This window comes from Paraburkholderia sp. D1E, from assembly GCF_052682275.1.
Genome location: NZ_JBQYMB010000001.1, coordinates 9354227 through 9370554, shown reverse-complemented (window position 1 = coordinate 9370554; position 16328 = coordinate 9354227). Strand labels below are relative to the sequence as shown.

14 protein-coding genes are annotated in these 16328 nt (G+C 62.5%); 6 read left to right on the top strand and 8 right to left on the bottom strand.

The genetic code is table 11. The features are described 5' to 3' along the window. The first annotated feature begins 4 nt into the window (after positions 1 to 4). The 6 genes from gcvT to ACUN0E_RS42000 all read left to right on the top strand — a co-directional run bounded on the left by gcvT (position 5) and on the right by ACUN0E_RS42000 (position 9048). Complete coding sequence (gene gcvT, locus ACUN0E_RS42025; protein ID WP_408226022.1) at positions 5 to 1123, top strand: glycine cleavage system aminomethyltransferase GcvT; 1119 nt, start codon at positions 5 to 7, stop codon at positions 1121 to 1123. Positions 1124 to 1186: 63 nt separating this feature from the next. Beyond that, a complete protein-coding gene (gene gcvH, locus ACUN0E_RS42020; protein ID WP_408226019.1) occupies positions 1187 to 1567 on the top strand; it encodes a glycine cleavage system protein GcvH in 381 nt (126 codons plus the stop codon). A gap of 95 nt (positions 1568 to 1662) precedes the next feature. After that, positions 1663 to 4599, top strand: coding sequence for an aminomethyl-transferring glycine dehydrogenase (gcvP, locus tag ACUN0E_RS42015; protein ID WP_445570256.1), 2937 nt, complete (start codon positions 1663 to 1665; stop codon positions 4597 to 4599). A gap of 116 nt (positions 4600 to 4715) precedes the next feature. Then, a complete protein-coding gene (locus ACUN0E_RS42010) occupies positions 4716 to 5846 on the top strand; it encodes an alginate lyase family protein (protein ID WP_445570255.1) in 1131 nt (376 codons plus the stop codon). Positions 5847 to 5874: 28 nt separating this feature from the next. Then, positions 5875 to 7263 carry an L-serine ammonia-lyase gene (locus tag ACUN0E_RS42005; RefSeq protein ID WP_445570254.1) on the top strand — a complete coding sequence of 463 codons (1389 nt, stop codon included), beginning with the start codon at positions 5875 to 5877 and terminating at the stop codon, positions 7261 to 7263. Between the two features lie 75 nt (positions 7264 to 7338). Continuing rightward, positions 7339 to 9048: a thiamine pyrophosphate-binding protein gene (locus ACUN0E_RS42000; RefSeq protein ID WP_445570253.1), complete on the top strand. Its 1710-nt coding sequence runs from the start codon at positions 7339 to 7341 to the stop codon at positions 9046 to 9048. A 52-nt stretch (positions 9049 to 9100) separates the two neighbouring features. Here ACUN0E_RS42000 and ACUN0E_RS41995 read toward each other — a convergent pair whose 3' ends face one another. The 8 genes from ACUN0E_RS41995 to ACUN0E_RS41960 form a co-directional block, all read right to left on the bottom strand. Then, a complete protein-coding gene (locus ACUN0E_RS41995; protein WP_408334849.1) occupies positions 9101 to 9481 on the bottom strand; it encodes a phosphopantetheine adenylyltransferase in 381 nt (126 codons plus the stop codon). A 106-nt stretch (positions 9482 to 9587) separates the two neighbouring features. Next, positions 9588 to 10745, bottom strand: a complete 1158-nt coding sequence (locus ACUN0E_RS41990; protein ID WP_408226001.1) for an acyl-CoA dehydrogenase — start codon at positions 10743 to 10745, stop codon at positions 9588 to 9590. Positions 10746 to 10761: 16 nt separating this feature from the next. Further along, a complete protein-coding gene (locus tag ACUN0E_RS41985; RefSeq protein ID WP_445570252.1) occupies positions 10762 to 12078 on the bottom strand; it encodes an NAD(P)/FAD-dependent oxidoreductase in 1317 nt (438 codons plus the stop codon). Positions 12079 to 12089: 11 nt separating this feature from the next. Then, entirely contained in the window at positions 12090 to 13127 is a 1038-nt protein-coding gene (locus ACUN0E_RS41980; RefSeq protein ID WP_408225995.1) for a DUF2156 domain-containing protein, read from the bottom strand. Next, entirely contained in the window at positions 13117 to 13593 is a 477-nt protein-coding gene (locus tag ACUN0E_RS41975; RefSeq protein WP_408334858.1) for a hypothetical protein, read from the bottom strand. Before ACUN0E_RS41975 ends, ACUN0E_RS41980 begins: the two co-directional genes overlap by 11 nt. An 11-nt stretch (positions 13594 to 13604) precedes the next feature. After that, positions 13605 to 14408, bottom strand: coding sequence for a glutathione S-transferase family protein (locus tag ACUN0E_RS41970; RefSeq protein WP_445570251.1), 804 nt, complete (start codon positions 14406 to 14408; stop codon positions 13605 to 13607). A gap of 18 nt (positions 14409 to 14426) precedes the next feature. Continuing rightward, positions 14427 to 15071 (bottom strand): methyltransferase family protein, encoded by a 645-nt coding sequence (locus ACUN0E_RS41965; RefSeq protein WP_445570250.1) that lies wholly within the window; start codon positions 15069 to 15071, stop codon positions 14427 to 14429. A 13-nt stretch (positions 15072 to 15084) separates the two neighbouring features. Continuing rightward, a complete protein-coding gene (locus ACUN0E_RS41960) occupies positions 15085 to 16323 on the bottom strand; it encodes a cytochrome P450 (RefSeq protein WP_408334861.1) in 1239 nt (412 codons plus the stop codon). Between the last annotated feature and the right edge of the window lie 5 nt (positions 16324 to 16328).

Genomic DNA, 16328 nt, shown 5'->3' with positions numbered 1-16328 from the left:
CCCCATGACCGAACTCAAACACACCCCGCTCAACGCCACCCATCGTGCGTTCAACGCCCGCATGGTCGATTTTGGCGGCTGGGACATGCCCGTCAACTACGGCTCGCAGATCGACGAACACCGCGCCGTGCGCACCGACGCCGGCATGTTCGACGTCTCGCACATGTGCGTCGTCGATTTTACCGGCGAGCGCGTGCGCGCCTTCTTCGAATACGCGCTGGCGAATAACGTCGCCAAGCTGCAAACGCCGGGCCGTGCGCTCTACTCCTGTCTGCTGAACCCGAATGGCGGCGTGATCGACGATCTGATCGTCTATTACTTCGGCGAAGATCACTTCCGCGTGGTCGTCAACGCCGGCACCGCCGATAAAGATATCGCCTGGTTCGGCCAGCTCAACGCCGAAGGCAGCTTCGGCCTGACCATCACGCCGCGCCGCGATTACGCGATCGTCGCCGTGCAAGGCCCGAACGCCCGCGAAAAAGTCTGGCAAACCGTGCCGGCCGCGCGCGCCGCCACTGAAGCATTGAAGCCGTTCAATGCAGCGCGCGTCGACGACACGCCGTTCGGCGAACTCACCGTTGCCCGCACCGGCTACACCGGTGAAGACGGCTTCGAAATCATCGTTCCGGCGGATCACGTCGAAGCGCTGTGGAACGCGCTGCAAGCACAAGGCGTGCGGCCCGCCGGTCTCGGCGCGCGCGATACGCTGCGTCTCGAAGCCGGCATGAACCTGTACGGCCAGGATATGGACGACAACGTCTCGCCGCTCGACGCCGGCCTCGCCTGGACCGTCGATCTGACCTCGCCACGCGAATTCGTCGGTAAGGGCAAGCTCGAAGCCGACGGCTCGCAGGCCGCGTTCGTCGGTCTGATCCTGCTGAAGGAAAACGGCAAGGCAGCGGGCGTGCTGCGCGCTCACCAGAAAGTCGTCACGCCGCAGGGCGTTGGCGAAATCACCAGCGGCACTTTTTCACCCACGATGCAGGAATCGATCGCCTTTGCGCGCGTGCCGAAAGGCGTGCAGCCGGGCGACACCGTTCATGTCCAGATTCGTGACAAAAACGTTCCCGCAAGCGTGGTAAAACTGCCGTTCGTGCGCAACGGCAAGGTGCTCGCAGTTTAAGCAGCCGGCGCGCGCGTCTAACTTTTTAAGTCACTACCGAATCACACCGCATAGGAGCATCCGATGAGCATCCCGGCCGATCTGAAATACACCGAATCGCACGAGTGGGTCCGCACCGAAGCGGACGGCACGCTGACGGTCGGCATCACCGACCATGCGCAAGAAGCGCTCGGCGACATCGTCTTCTTCGAAGTCCAGGAACTGGGCAAGACCGTCAACGCTGGGGACACCGTCGCCGTGATCGAATCGGTGAAGGCCGCTTCCGATATCTACGCGCCGGTTTCGGGCGAAATCATCGAAGCGAATCCGGCCGTCACCGATACGCCGGATGGCGTCAACAGCGCGCCGTACGACAACTGGCTCTTCAAGATCAAGCCGGCCGCGGACGCATCGCTGGACCGCCTGATCGACGCGGACGCATATTCGAAAGCGATCGGCGCCTGATTCATCGCAAGTTGCACCATTACGTTTAAACCCGACAGGCGCGGCGCGTCCGATTCAATCGTCGAACGGACGCCCGCACCGGCAGGAACAACCTCATGAAGCTCGAACACCCGGATCGTCTGATGAACCGCACTCCTCTCTCGCTCGCCGCGCTCGAAGTGCATGACGCCTTCGCTGAACGGCACATCGGCCCGGATTCGGCCGACCAGCATGCGATGCTCGAAGCCCTCGGCTTCGCGTCGCGCGCCGCGCTGATCGACGCCGTCATTCCGAAGACGATCCGCCGCACCGAAACGCTGCCGCTCGGCCCCTTCGCCCAGCCGAAGAGCGAAGCGGAAGCGCTCGCCGCGTTGCGTGAGCTGGCGGACAAGAACCAGGTGTTCCGCTCGTACATCGGGCAGGGCTATTACAACGCGCACACCCCGGCGGTGATCCTGCGTAACGTGCTGGAAAATCCGGCGTGGTACACCGCGTACACGCCGTATCAGCCGGAAATCTCGCAGGGCCGTCTGGAAGCGCTGCTGAACTTCCAGCAGATGATCGTCGACCTCACCGGTCTGGCGATCTCGAACGCATCGCTGCTCGACGAAGCCACCGCCGCCGCCGAAGCGATGACGCTGCTGCAACGCGTCGGTAAACCGAAATCGAACGTGTTTTACGTCGCCGACGACGTGCTGCCGCAAACCATCGAAGTGGTGAAGACACGCGCCACGCCGGTCGGCATCGAAGTTAAAGTAGGCCCGGCTGCGGACGCCGCGACCGCGAATGCGTTCGGCGTGCTGCTGCAATACCCGGGCGTGAACGGCGATGTGCGCGACTACCGCGCACTTGCCGATGCGATCCACGCAGCGGGCGGCCACGTGGTGGTCGCCGCCGACCTGCTCGCGCTGACCGTGCTCACGCCGCCGGGCGAATGGGGCGCGGACGTGGCCGTCGGCAATACGCAGCGTTTCGGCGTGCCGGTTGGTTTCGGCGGCCCGCACGCGGCTTACCTCGCCGTGCGCGACGAATTCAAGCGTCAGATGCCGGGCCGTCTCGTCGGCGTCACCGTCGACGCGCAAGGCAATCCGGCGCTGCGTCTCGCGCTGCAAACACGTGAGCAACATATCCGCCGCGAGAAGGCGACCTCGAACGTGTGCACCGCGCAAGCGCTGCTCGCGATCATGGCCAGCATGTACGCGGTCTATCACGGCCCACACGGCCTGAAGACGATCGCGCTGCGTGTGAACCGCATCGCGGCGTTGCTGGCTGAAGGCGCGAAGCAACTCGGCTATACGCTCGTCAACGAAACCTTCTTCGATACGCTCACTTTCGAAGCCGGCGCGCGCACACAAGCGCTGCATGACGCCGCGAAGGCGAAGCGCATCAACCTGCGCCGTGTCAGCGACACGCAAGTCGGCCTGTCGATCGACGAAACCACGACGCGCCGTGACCTCGCCGATCTGCTCGCCCTCTTCGCAGAAGCAGCAGGCGCCAAAGACGTGCCGCAAGTCGACGCACTCGACGCAGCCCTTGCCGCGTCGAACACCGCGTCGGTACCCGCCGCGCTTGAACGCACCAGCGCGTACCTCACGCACCACGTGTTCAATCGTCACCATTCTGAAACGGAAATGCTGCGCTATCTGCGCAGCCTGTCCGACAAGGACCTCGCGCTCGATCGCTCGATGATCCCGCTCGGCTCGTGCACGATGAAGCTGAACGCGACGTCGGAAATGTTGCCGGTCACGTGGCCCGAATTCGGCCAGATCCATCCGTTCGCGCCGGCTGAGCAAACCCTCGGCTACCGCGAAATGATCGATCAGCTCGAAGAGATGCTGGTCGCGGCAACTGGCTATGCAGCGGTATCGCTGCAACCGAACGCCGGCTCGCAGGGCGAGTACGCCGGTCTGTTGATCATCCACGCTTACCACGCGTCGCGCGGCGAAGCACATCGCAACGTCTGCCTGATCCCCGCTTCGGCGCACGGCACGAACCCGGCGTCGGCGCAAATGGCCGGCATGCAGGTGGTCGTCGTGGCTTGCGACACGCAAGGCAACGTCGATATCGAAGACCTGAAGAAGAAGGCGGATCAGCACGCCGACAAGCTCGCGGCAATCATGATCACGTACCCGTCCACGCACGGCGTGTTCGAGGCGAACGTCCGCGAAATCTGCGAGATCGTGCATGCGCACGGCGGTCAGGTCTACGTGGACGGCGCGAACATGAACGCAATGGTCGGCCTGTGCGCGCCGGGCCAGTTCGGCGGCGATGTCTCGCACCTGAACCTGCACAAGACCTTCTGTATTCCGCACGGCGGCGGCGGACCGGGCGTCGGTCCGGTCGCAGTCGGCGCGCATCTCGCGCAATTCCTGCCAAATCAGATTTCGTCGGGCTATGAGCGCGCGCCGAACGGTATCGGCGCCGTGTCGGGCGCACCGTACGGTTCCGCGTCGATCCTGCCGATTTCGTGGATGTACATCGCGATGATGGGCGCGAAGAACCTCACGGCTGCCACCGAAACCGCGATCCTCAACGCGAACTACGTCGCGAACAAACTCGCGCCGCATTATCCGGTGCTGTACTCGGGCCCGGGCGGACTGGTTGCGCACGAATGCATTCTCGACCTGCGCCCGATCAAGGAAACCAGTGGCATTACTGTCGACGACGTCGCCAAGCGCCTCGCCGACTACGGCTTCCACGCACCGACCATGAGCTTCCCGGTGCCGGGCACGCTGATGGTCGAGCCGACCGAATCGGAGTCGAAGGAAGAACTCGACCGCTTCATCGAAGCGATGATCGCGATCCGCGAGGAAATTCGCGCTGTGGAAGAAGGTCGCTCGGACCGCGAAGACAATCCGCTGAAACACGCACCGCATACGGCAGCGGTAGTCATCGCGAACGACTGGAAGCATGCGTATGCGCGCGAAACCGCCGCGTATCCGCTGCCCACGCTGATCGCGAAGAAGTACTGGCCGCCGGTCGGCCGAGCGGACAATGTGTACGGCGACCGCAATCTGTTCTGCTCCTGCGTGCCGATAGCCGATTACGAGTAAGCATGGCCTTGACCGCGCATCGCCTGAAGGTTGTAAGCAGGCGTTGCGCGGTTCTGTCGCTTGTGTCCGCAAACGGCTAACATCACACACCGAATCAGCCTAACGAGGAGTTTCGCATGGCGCGAAAGGTGCGATTGATGCAAAGCCGGACCGGAGCAAGGCGAGTCCAGACGTGGCAGCAGACTTGCACACTGTTGTTAGCAGGCGCAGCCGTGCTGCTGCCGCTGCGGCAGGCGCACGCCGCAATGAATTTTTGTGCAGCGCCCGCGCTGCAAACCAGCGAGCGCACGAATGCCGATCCAGGGGTCAAAGCACTGGTGAGCAATGTGCAGGCACATCTGAACGACCCGCCGCATGCGCTGGCGAAACTGCATACCGAAGGCACGCTGCCGCACGAAGGCATTTACGATCAAAGCGTCGAGGCGGAGAAGGATCTCGATCTGCTGCGTGACGCCGCGCTCGCATGGCGCGCAACGAGCGACGACCGTTATCTGAAGCTGGTCGACCGCTTGCTGTATGCGTGGGTCACGACTTATCAACCCAGTTTCAATCCGATCGACGAAACCCATTTCGAAGGCCTCATCCTCGCCTACGACATGACCGCGAGCGCGTTACCGGTGAAGACACGCAATGCATCGATGGCGTTCCTGACGAAGCTCGCGAACGGCTACATCGGGCAGATCGATGCACAGCCGCGCCCGCTCAAGGGCACGTTTAAGAACAACTGGCAAAGCCACCGGATCAAACTGATCTCGATGGCCGCGTTCACGCTAGATAACCGCAAGATGATCAATGCGGCGCAGCGCCTGTTCGACGAGCATATCGGCGACAACATCGCGCCGGACGGCTCGACATTCGACTTCGGCGAACGCGACGCGCTGCACTACGTCACCTACGACCTGCAGCCGCTCGTGATCGCTGCGCTCGCCGCGCGCCGCCACAACCGCAACTGGTTGCCGGAGAAGGGGACGAACGGCGCCTCGCTGGCAGTCGCACTGAACTGGCTCACGCCGTACGCGGACGGCAGCAAGACGCATGAAGAATTCGTGCATTCGAACGTTCCGTTCGATGCCAGACGTCGCGAGGCCGGTTTGCCTGGCTATTCGGGTCAATGGGACCCGAAAAACGCGACGGAACTGTTTCACCTGGCGGCGCGTCTCGACGGACGCTATACGCCGATCGCGCTGCAGCTCGCACCGACGCCACCCGCGTGGCTCGCCGTGTGTTTGCCGCTGCCGGCGCGCTAAACTAACTTTTATCAGCAGGGAGCAGTAAATGGCAGTCAGCGTGTTCGATCTCTTCAAAATCGGCATTGGTCCGTCCAGTTCGCATACGGTTGGGCCGATGCGCGCGGCACTGATGTTCGCGCAAGGGCTCGACCGCGACGGGCTGCTTAAGGCGACGGCGTCGGTGAAAGTGGATCTGTACGGTTCGCTCGGCGCGACCGGCAAGGGGCACGGCACCGATCGCGGCGTGATGCTCGGTTTGATGGGCGATGCGCCCGACACGGTCGATCCCGACACGATCGTGCAACGGCTTGAAGCAGTTAAGGCGTCGCGCAAGCTCGCCTTGCTCGGCACGCACGACGTACCGGTCGTCCAGAAAGATCACATTTCGTTTTATCGCCAGGCGCTGTCCGAGCATCCGAACGGCCTGATACTGCGTGCGTTCGATGCGCAGGGCGAGACGCTGCGCGAGTCGACGTATCTGTCGGTGGGCGGCGGTTTTGTGGTGACGGCGGGCGCGCCGAACACGAAGGTGCTAAGCGCCGTCGAACAATTGCCGCATTCGTTTCGCAGCGGCAACGAATTGCTCGAACTGTGCGATTCGACCGGCAAGAGCATCGCGCAACTGATGTGGGAAAACGAACGCGTCTGGCGTACGGAAGAGGAGATACGTTCCGGCTTGCTGAAGATCTGGAACGTGATGCAGTCCTGCGTGTCACGCGGTTGCGGCATCAACAATCCGGGTGCAGACGGTAACTTGCCCGGCCCGTTCCAGGTGAAGCGCCGTGCGCCGCAGTTGTACCGCGCGTTGTCGGGTAATCCTGAGCTGGCGCTACGCGATCCGTTGTCGATGGTCGACTGGATCAATCTCTACGCCATTGCCGTGAATGAAGAAAACGCCGCGGGCGGGCGCGTGGTCACCGCGCCGACCAATGGCGCGGCCGGCATCATCCCCGCCGTGCTGCATTATTACACGCGCTTCATGCCGGGTTCGAACGAGCAAGGCGTGATCGACTTCCTGTTGACGGCAGCGGCGATCGGCATTCTGTACAAGCTGAATGCGTCGATTTCAGGCGCGGAAGTGGGGTGCCAGGGCGAAGTCGGCGTGGCCTGTTCGATGGCCGCGGCCGCGCTCGCGGCGGTGATGGGCGGCACGCCTGCTCAAGTCGAGAACGCTGCTGAGATCGGCATGGAACATAACCTCGGGCTGACATGCGATCCGGTCGGCGGGATGGTGCAGATTCCGTGTATCGAACGCAACGCGATGGGCTCGGTAAAAGCCGTGAATGCCGCGCGAATGGCCCTACGCGGTGACGGCACCCACTACGTGTCGCTGGACTCTGTAATCAAGACGATGATGCAGACCGGCGCGGATATGAAGACGAAGTACAAGGAAACGTCGCGCGGTGGACTAGCGGTGAATATTGTGGAATGTTGAGAAACGCAAACCCGATGCGGCAACGACTCAACTGTACCGGTCGTACCCATCGCAACGCATGGAGGCTTCATCGCAATGCCGCTCGCTTCTGAATCTTCTCCCGCCGCCCAAACCACGGGCGCGCGCCTCGTCGTCGATGCCTTGCTGACACACGGCGTCGAGCGTGTTTTCTGTGTACCCGGCGAGAGTTTTCTCGCCGTGCTCGATTCGCTACACGACGAAACCGACCGCATCCAGACCGTGGTCTGCCGGCATGAAGCGGCGGCCGCGAACATGGCCGAAGCAGTCGGCAAATTGACCGGGCGTCCGGGCGTCGCCATCGTCACGCGCGGACCGGGCGCGACGCATGCATCGATCGGCGTGCACACCGCGTTTCAGGACTCCACGCCGATGATCCTGCTAATCGGTCAATGCGCGCGCGAGCATCTCGACCGCGAGGCCTTCCAGGAAATCGACTACCGGCGCATGTTCGGGCAGATGGCCAAGTGGGTCGCGCAAATCGACGATCCGAAGCGCATTCCCGAATATCTGAGCCATGCGTTTCACACGGCGACGTCGGGGCGGCCAGGGCCGGTCGTGTTGTCGTTGCCGGAAGATGTGTTGAGCGATGCGTGCGACCTTGTTGCCGGCGCGCCTGCATTCAAGCGAGTCGCGGCGTCGCCGTCTGCTGGGCAGATCGAGCAGCTGCGCCAGTTGCTCGAAGGCGCACAACGTCCGATGGTGATCGCCGGCGGCAGTGGCTGGACACCCGCTGCATGCGCGGACTTCCAGCGCTTCGTGGAGAACTGGCAATTGCCGGTCGGCCTCGCGTTCCGCTTCCAGGACACACTCGACAATGAGCATCCAAACTATGCCGGCGATGTCGGACTCGGCATCAATCCCGCGCTTGCTCAACGTATCCGCGATGCGGACCTGCTGCTGACACTTGGACCGCGTCTGGGCGAAGCCACGACGAACGGCTACACGCTGCTCGACATTCCGAAAACGAAGCAAACGTTGGTGCACGTCCATCAAGGCGCGGAAGAACTAGGCCGCGTGTACGCAGCCGATTTGCCGATCGTGTCCGGCATGCCGGAACTGGCAGCGCTGCTTGCCCAACTAAAGCCTTCTTCTGACAAGCCCGCATGGGCGGGCACGGCGCAAGACGCACATAGCGCCTATCTTGACTGGCGCAAACCTCGCCAGATTCCTGGCGACGTGCAAATGGGCGAAGTGATCCAGCAGTTGCGCGCACATCTACCGGAAGACGCGATCCTCACCAACGGTGCGGGCAATTACGCGACGTGGCTGCATCGGCATTTCTCGTATCGGCATTTCCGCTCGCAACTTGCGCCGACCAGTGGTGCGATGGGTTATGGCGTACCAGCGGCGATCGCGGCGAAGTCGATGTATCCGCAACGTGCAGTGGTCGCATTAGCCGGCGACGGCTGTTTCATGATGTCCGCACAAGAACTCGCGACGGCGATGCAGTACGACCTGCATGTGATCTTTATCGTCGTGAACAACAACCACTTCGGCACGATCCGCATGCATCAGGAACGGCACTATCCGAATCGCGTGCACGGTACCGGTCTCACGAATCCGGACTTCGCCGCGTTCGCGAGGTCGTTCGGCGCGCACGGCGAGACGGTCGAGCACACAGAAGATTTCCTGCCGGCTTTGCGGCGCGCCATGGAAGCACCGTGCGCGGCGCTCATCGAGATCCGGATGCCGCAGGAGGCGAGCACGCCAGGCGCGACGTTGGAGCAGATTCGGGAGCAGGGGCGGAAGCTGCGAGGGGAATGAGCCGTGCAGCGTGGTGCGTGCGAGGATCTGCTTGATCGCACGAACGCCGCGATCAAGCAGACTTCACCAACCACCAACGCCCACACGCTCCAAGAATCAGTAGCATCAGCGCCACCACGTCGACGATCACAACGCGCCCGAGATGCATATTCAAATGCCCCGTCGACCATGCCAGCCACAAAAACGCGCAAATGCTGATGGCGCCCGCGGCGAACCCCACCGGCTGCATCGCCGCGTTGAACGCCGAATAGATCAGAAACGCGCCGAGTAACCCAAACAACACCGCACGGTGGCGCATGAGGACGGCAAGATTGGGTTCCTCGACCGCGATACCGTAAAGACTCGCAAGGCGGCTCGCGCCGAGCGCCCCACTGAGCGGCAAAAGATGAATGACGCCGGCAAACACTAGCGATACGACAATGAGATACTTCATGGTTCGCCTCTGGTAGGTCAGCATGACGGGCATGCGCATACGGGAGCGCATGCCCGTCATGCGGCAAGCAGCGGCCTGCGCCACAGCTTGCCGAATCGTACTGGTGTCAGTTCGCGGCCCGTTGCAAGTCGGGTGCGTCGCCAGCGTCCGCTTCGAGCCACGCTGCGATCATGGGGCGCGCCGCTTTTCGGCTGATTGGGTGAAAAGCGAGACATCGGCTTGCCATAAGCAGCGTCATCATTTCACCATCGCGGATGAATGCGAGACCTCCGCCGAGCTCCGCCGCGTGCATGGCGCACCGCTCGATAGCGCGCTGAACGCCAAAACGTATCATCAGGACGCGGGCAAGCAACGCCTCGTCGGGTGGGCACGTTTGCATCAGATGAACTGCACCATCGAGCGCTGCTTGCGCAGACTCCAGTTCGCTGCCAAGCAGCACGCGCTCTGACTCCTCCACGCCGCGATCCGCCACGACCCGCGCAGCCATGCCGCTCACCACGCCAAGGTAGCTGGCTGATGCGACGATCTCGAACCAGCAGAGGCCCAGCACTTCGGCAACGGCCACTATCTGCGCGGTCTCGGCGTCGTCTTCGGTTGCAAGCAGCAACTGATCAGCCGACACCTTCACGTTGTCGAAGCACAGTTCATGATTGTCCGCGGCAGCGAGTAGCGGAACGTTCCAGAACGCACGCCGCGTCACACCTGCTGCATCCGCAGGCAGAATTGCCATGCCGGTATGTTTGGCGCCGTCCGCGCCCTGCAGCGCGACGCCGACCGTGATGATGTCCATGCAATTCGCCATCGTACAGGGCTTTTTGCTGCCGCTAATCCGGAAGTCGTCTCCGTCGGGGGTCATGAAAACGGTTGAGTCCAGGATGCCGGCACCGCGGCGGCCCTCCGCGAAAGCGGACGCGACCAGAAGATTGTCGTGAGCAACGTCGTGCAGCATGTGCGCGCACGAAGGTACATGATCGGCGAGCGCATTGCAGAAGCTGACCGTGAAGTTGTGCATGGTGAGCATGAGCGCCATTGAAGGTGCGCTCGCGCCAATGGCGCGCTGCATACGAATGCCGTCGTACGGTGAAATCGCGGCGCCGCCCAGTGAGGACGGTACCCACAAGCGCGGCAGCCGGTATTGGTGGATCAGCGCCTTGATTGCCTGAGGCTCCATCGACTCCAGGGCCGACAGGCCACGGTGGGTCAGTTCGGCGTCCAGCCCCGGTGCGTAGCGCGCCAATACGGCGCGTGATTCCTGCAAGAACATGAAGTGTTACCTCGTTTCAAATGGTCATTCGGCTCGAATGGCGAAGCCATTCGAGGTACAGGGGAACCAGCATGGCAATCAGGTTATGTGGCAAATTCGCCGCTCTCGGGCAGTGCCATGGAATGCCTGGCAGCGCGGTTTGCCCTGTCATTGCATAGGCGAGATCGTGGCCGGCGCGAAGGGCAAGTGCGACGCCGTGCCCATTCCACGCGCCGATATGCCAGTGGCGGCCGTCGCGATCGAGTGGGGCGACAATCGGCCATTCATTTAGAGTGCAGCCGAGCAGTCCGTGCCAGACGACGTCCGCAGTGATCGAACGCACTGATGGAAAGAACAGGGACAACTGTGCAAGCAAATGCGACGCGTCTTGCGGCTTCTGAGCGACGCCGGCTTGTGTGTCGCGCGCGTAACGATAGTCGCCACCAATCAGCAGGCGGCCATCGGCCATCGGTCGCAAAAAATTGAACATGGGGCGCGCATCGTAGAGACCCTGGCCCTGCGTCCAGCCGATCGCTGAACGCTCCGCGCAGGAAAGGGCGCGCGTCACGGCGGCGAACGCTGTGACCGGCAGCACACTCCGTCGAAACGCGATCAGCCCGCCAATGGCACCGTCGACTGCAAGCACCATTCGCGACGCCCGGATCGAGCTGGAGCCGACGTGCAGCGTGCCGATGTCGCGCTCCAACCGCTCCACTCGTGCATGTTCGAAAATGCGCACGCCCTGGGCGAGAGCCGCTCGCTTCATCCCCACACATAATCGGCCCGGATTGAGCAACCAGGCCGGAAAGACGAGCGCGTTGCGTATGCGGTATGCGTCCGGCAACGATGCATGTACCGCATCGGCACCGAGCAATGGCACGTCGAGCCCAAGCGATCGATACACCGCCGCCCGCCTTTCGAGCTTGAGCGCATCGGCGTCTCGGAGGGCGACTTGCCATTGCCCGGCACAGCGGAGTTCGCAATCTATCGCCAGGTCTTTCGCGAACCTGGCTGCGAATTCAACTGCGCCAAGCGAATAGTCATACGCCGCACGCGCGAATTCTTCGCCCAGTGACCGCACCTGGTTTTCGATGGCCGGTCCGATGCGCGGCGCGCATTGACCTGAATTCAGGCCGCTCGCGCCGTAACCGATGCGTCCCGCCTCGAGCAGTAGGACGTCGAGTTGGGGCGCGGCCAACTTGAGATGCAGCGCGGTCGACAAGCCCGACAGGCCGCCGCCGACCACCGCGACGTCGCAGCGCAGGTGGCCGCTTGGCGCGGGCGCAAGCTCGTCGAGCGGGAACGGGAGCCAGACCGTCGAATACGGCTGGCGAGATGCCAGGGAAGCGGACATATTCAATGTCACTAGATTGCCCCCGTGAGACGGAGGAACTGCCACAGTCCACCCGCGGTCGCGCCCTTTTGAAACGCAATGTACTCGGGCTGAATCAGATCGGGCGCCCATTTCAGCTTGTATTGCAACTGCGCTTGAGCCGGATAGATAACACTGCCGTGCTGCGCCAGTTGGCGAAAAACCCACGCCGTGGCGCGGCTGTATGCGCCCGGCAACTCGTTGCTGTCTGCAAGCGAGGTAAGCGGTGTGAAGCCGAAGTTCAGCATCGGCGCGCCTTCGGCCTTGAAGCGTTCGATGGCGGTAATGTTGACGAGCTCCATGACGCCGGCCGCCGTGTCCGGGTTGCGCCGGCTCAGGTCGTGCATCCAGCCGGCGTGTTGGCCGAAGCTCGCGGTGTACAGGATGTATGCCACTGGCACATCGTCGGCCATGGCGATAAAAAGACGCTTGATCGCACGGTCGAACGCCTCGGGGGCACCCAATTCGCCAATGAGAAAGGCCAACTCCTTGGTGCCCTTATCCTTGATCCATGCCCGGTCTATAGCGGCGACGGCGTCCCATACGTCGCCGCTTGCCGGCAAGTCGACGCCGAGTTCGAGCACGGCGACGCCGCTGCGCCGCGCGCGCGAAATCTTGTTGCGCAGTTTGATGAACGGTGTACCCGAGATTTTGAACCGATCGAGCCGCACACTGTAGGAGGCGCCGATCTGATTGACACTGAAACCACGGCTCGCGAAAAGTTCAGCATCCTCGTGCAGCATCTGCACAGCTACGACCTTGCGACCCTCGCGGTGCGCCCAGAGCAAGAAGGTGTCGAGCAACGCCGCGCGCTGATCGTGCGCGGCCGCAATGCCGGCGACCATCACCAGATGTCGGCGACCCGCGAGTCGATAGGCAATCAGGCCGTCTATCCCGGGCGCGCAAAAGCGCGCGGTTTGCCGGTTGATCGCGAGTAGCGCCGAGGGGTGGTCCGCATGGGTTCGCAGCGTCTGCACGGCCTTGATGGTTTCCTGATCGGCGAGTGCAGGCGCCGAAGCGTTACGTCCCATGAGGACCCCCGGGCTTGCGGCCGCACGCGTTGACATAGCTACTGCGGAAACGCTCGAAGTCGGGATGCGCGGCGGGTTCGAAGCTCACGCCGAACGGCTTCAGAAAGTTGCCGAACAGCGCCCGGTCGCCGCACAGATGGATCGGGATAGCGAGCAGCGCCCATTCCGGTCGCACCCACCATGCCCACACTATCGCAACCAGAAGCGCCGTGACCGCGCTGTGGGCAACGTTGTAAAGGACGTAGAAGACCCGATGGATGCGCCTGCCGTGCGCACGCCGGTGCGCCACTGCGCCGGGAAGATAGCCAATAACGTCGATGTACGCGAAAAGCAACACGAAAGCCCACCAGCGGACCTCAGTGCGGTGGGCAATCAGCAGTCCGACGCAGACGACCAGCGCAATGAGATATTCCAACCGCACCAGTCGGTACGTCGCGGGCGTTTCGAACAAGTTCCGTTGATCCATCCCGCCCTCCGTCAATCGCTCGTTTGTATGAGTTGTTCTAGCTTCGGATGCGCGGCGACGACGAGCTGAGTCATGAGGCTTTGCAGGTCCGCGTCGACGTAGCGCACGAACGACGCTTGCATGGAAGGCCGCGAGAGCATGCGAAGGTACCAGGAGCGAAGGTTGGGCGACTCTTCGAAGGTCATCAGGCTGCCTAGGCCCACGTGATCGGCGCGCATGACGTAGGGCAAGGCAGCGAGATCGGCGAGACTACAAGCGGGCCCGGCGAGCCACCCATGCGCGTCGACGAGTTGCGTCTCCATCCGTCGGACGAACGCGTGGTGCCTGCTGATGCTTTCCTTCAGTTGCGGCGCGTCGAGGCCATGCTCCAGGACGCTCGCGCGCCATGCGCGCACCGACGCGTCCGGTATCGCCTTCAGTAAGGCTTCCACCACCTCGGGCGGCTGCTGCAGTAAAAGCGGGCGCGCCAACACTGCATACGTTACGACGCCCGACGCATGATGCAGCTCACGCTCGATCCAGTGATTCCATTGGCGCGCGGCATAACGATGCACCGGCGCGGCGGGCATCAACGGATGCTGAAGAAAGGCTTCCTCGAGATACTCACAAATGAACCACGATTCGTTAAGCACGTGACCGTCGTGCTCGAGGACCGGCACTTCGGCTCGCGGGTTCAGGCGCAGGAAATCTTCCTGCAAATGCTGGCCCGCTAACAGGTCAACCAGACGGTCATCCCAATCGAGCTGCTTTTCGGCGAGCGCGAGCCGAACCTTCTGGGATGCAACGGAAAACGGTGAGTGATGAAGAGTCAACATGGCGATGTGTTTCCAGGGTTACCAGACGAGTGGAACCAGCCGCTTGACGCGCCGGCTATAGGTGACGTATTCCGCGCCAAACGCCTGCAACATCAGGCCTTCCTCGTAGCGGATACGCCTGACAAAAGCGGCGAGCAGCAAAACGCCGGCGAGCGCCGCCGCAATCGGTGCGTGCATGGCGAGCAACATGCCCGTGTAGAGCAACCAGGCGCCCGTATAGCTCGGGTGGCGCAACATCCGATAGGGCCCGCTCGAAACGACCTGCTGGCCTGACTGAACGCGCACGTGCCAAGTGAAGAAGCGCCCCAGCGCAGCCACGGCCCACGCGCGCAATAAGGCGCCGGCAATGGCGACCGCGTAGGTGGCAATGGCAAGCGCGTCCCAGTCCATGCTGCCGGGATACCGCCACAGAAGGCATTCGACGACACCAAACAGCAGCGTCAGATAGACCGTCCACACGAGCTGCTTTGCTGTGCCCCGATCTTCGGGAGGGGCGTCGTGATCGAGCGGGCTGTAGGCCGGCTGCGTCAACGAGGCGAGCAGCCCAGCGGCCACCATTGCCCAGAGCTTCGACGAAAGGAGTGCCTGCGGCTGGATCAGCGCTGCCGGCACGACGAAGACCAGCGCTATCGCGACCAGTCCAGTGAGAAATTTGCGCACCATCTCGATCTCCGTGTCACGCGGTGGCGGGCAACGACTGCAGCCCGCGGAAGACGACAGTGCCGGGGAGCCAGCGCGGATTGTCCATCTGCGGGTTGAGATTGGGCAGGCGTTCGAAGATGGTTTGCAGCGCCACTTCGGTTTCGACCTGACCGAGATGCGCGCCAAGGCAGTAGTGCGGGCCGCCACCAAATGAAAGCGGATAGTTGCTCGTGCGAGTAATGTCGAACTGGCCGGCGTGAGGCCACGCGCTCTCATCGCGGTTGGCGGACGCGACGATACACAAGATCGTCTCCCCTGCCTTGATCGACGAGCCTGCAACTTCAATGTCTTCGCGCGCCTGCCGCGGTGTCATCTGTACGGCCGAGTCATAGCGCACCATTTCGGTCACCGCGCCGGGAAGCAATGACATGTCCTGCTTGAGCGTGTGCAACTGGTCAGGATGCTCATACAGGGCGAACAGGCCGTTGCCGATGGTATTCACCGTTGTTTCCTGCCCGCCGACGAACATCATTCGCAGGTTGTCGATCGTCTCGGCATGCGTAATTCGCCCTTGCTGCTCCGCTGCGTTCAATTGCGACGTAAGGTCGTCACCCGGTTCGCGGCGGCGCAGGTCGATCAACCACTCGAAATAATCACGCGCCTCGTCGACGGCCTGGTTCTGTTCGAACATTTCCAGCGGATTCAACGGCGCGGGTTCGAGCGCGCGGGAACCATTGGCCTTGCGTTGACCGAACTTCGGCCAGTCCTGCTTTGGGACGCCGATCATCTGGCAGATCACGGCGCTCGGCAACGGAAAGGCGAGGTCGAGCATCACGTCGAAAGCCGATTTTTTGAGCGCCACGTCGATCAGATCGTGCATCACCGACTGCATGAATGGACGCATCGACTCGATCCGCTTGTGCGCGAAAGCTCGCGCGACCAATTCCCGCAAGCGCAAATGGTCTTCGCCGTCTTTCATCACCATCATGTTCCGGGCCGACGCGTAGACCGGCTGCTCGACGATGCCGGGCCCCATCCGCTGAGCCATGTTCTCGAAGTAGAAGTAGCCACGCCCAAAATGGGCATCTTTCAGCATGAACGAGATCTCGGCGTGCCGGCTGGCGATCCACACGCCGTGAGGCGACCGGTACATTGGCGCGTGCTCGCGCAATTGCTTGTAGACGATGTAGGGATCCCGCACATGGACAGGATGGGGGATAAGAGGATCGAAAGCCGGTGTGAATGCAGCCGGACTCGGCGAAAGCGCGGACATGAATA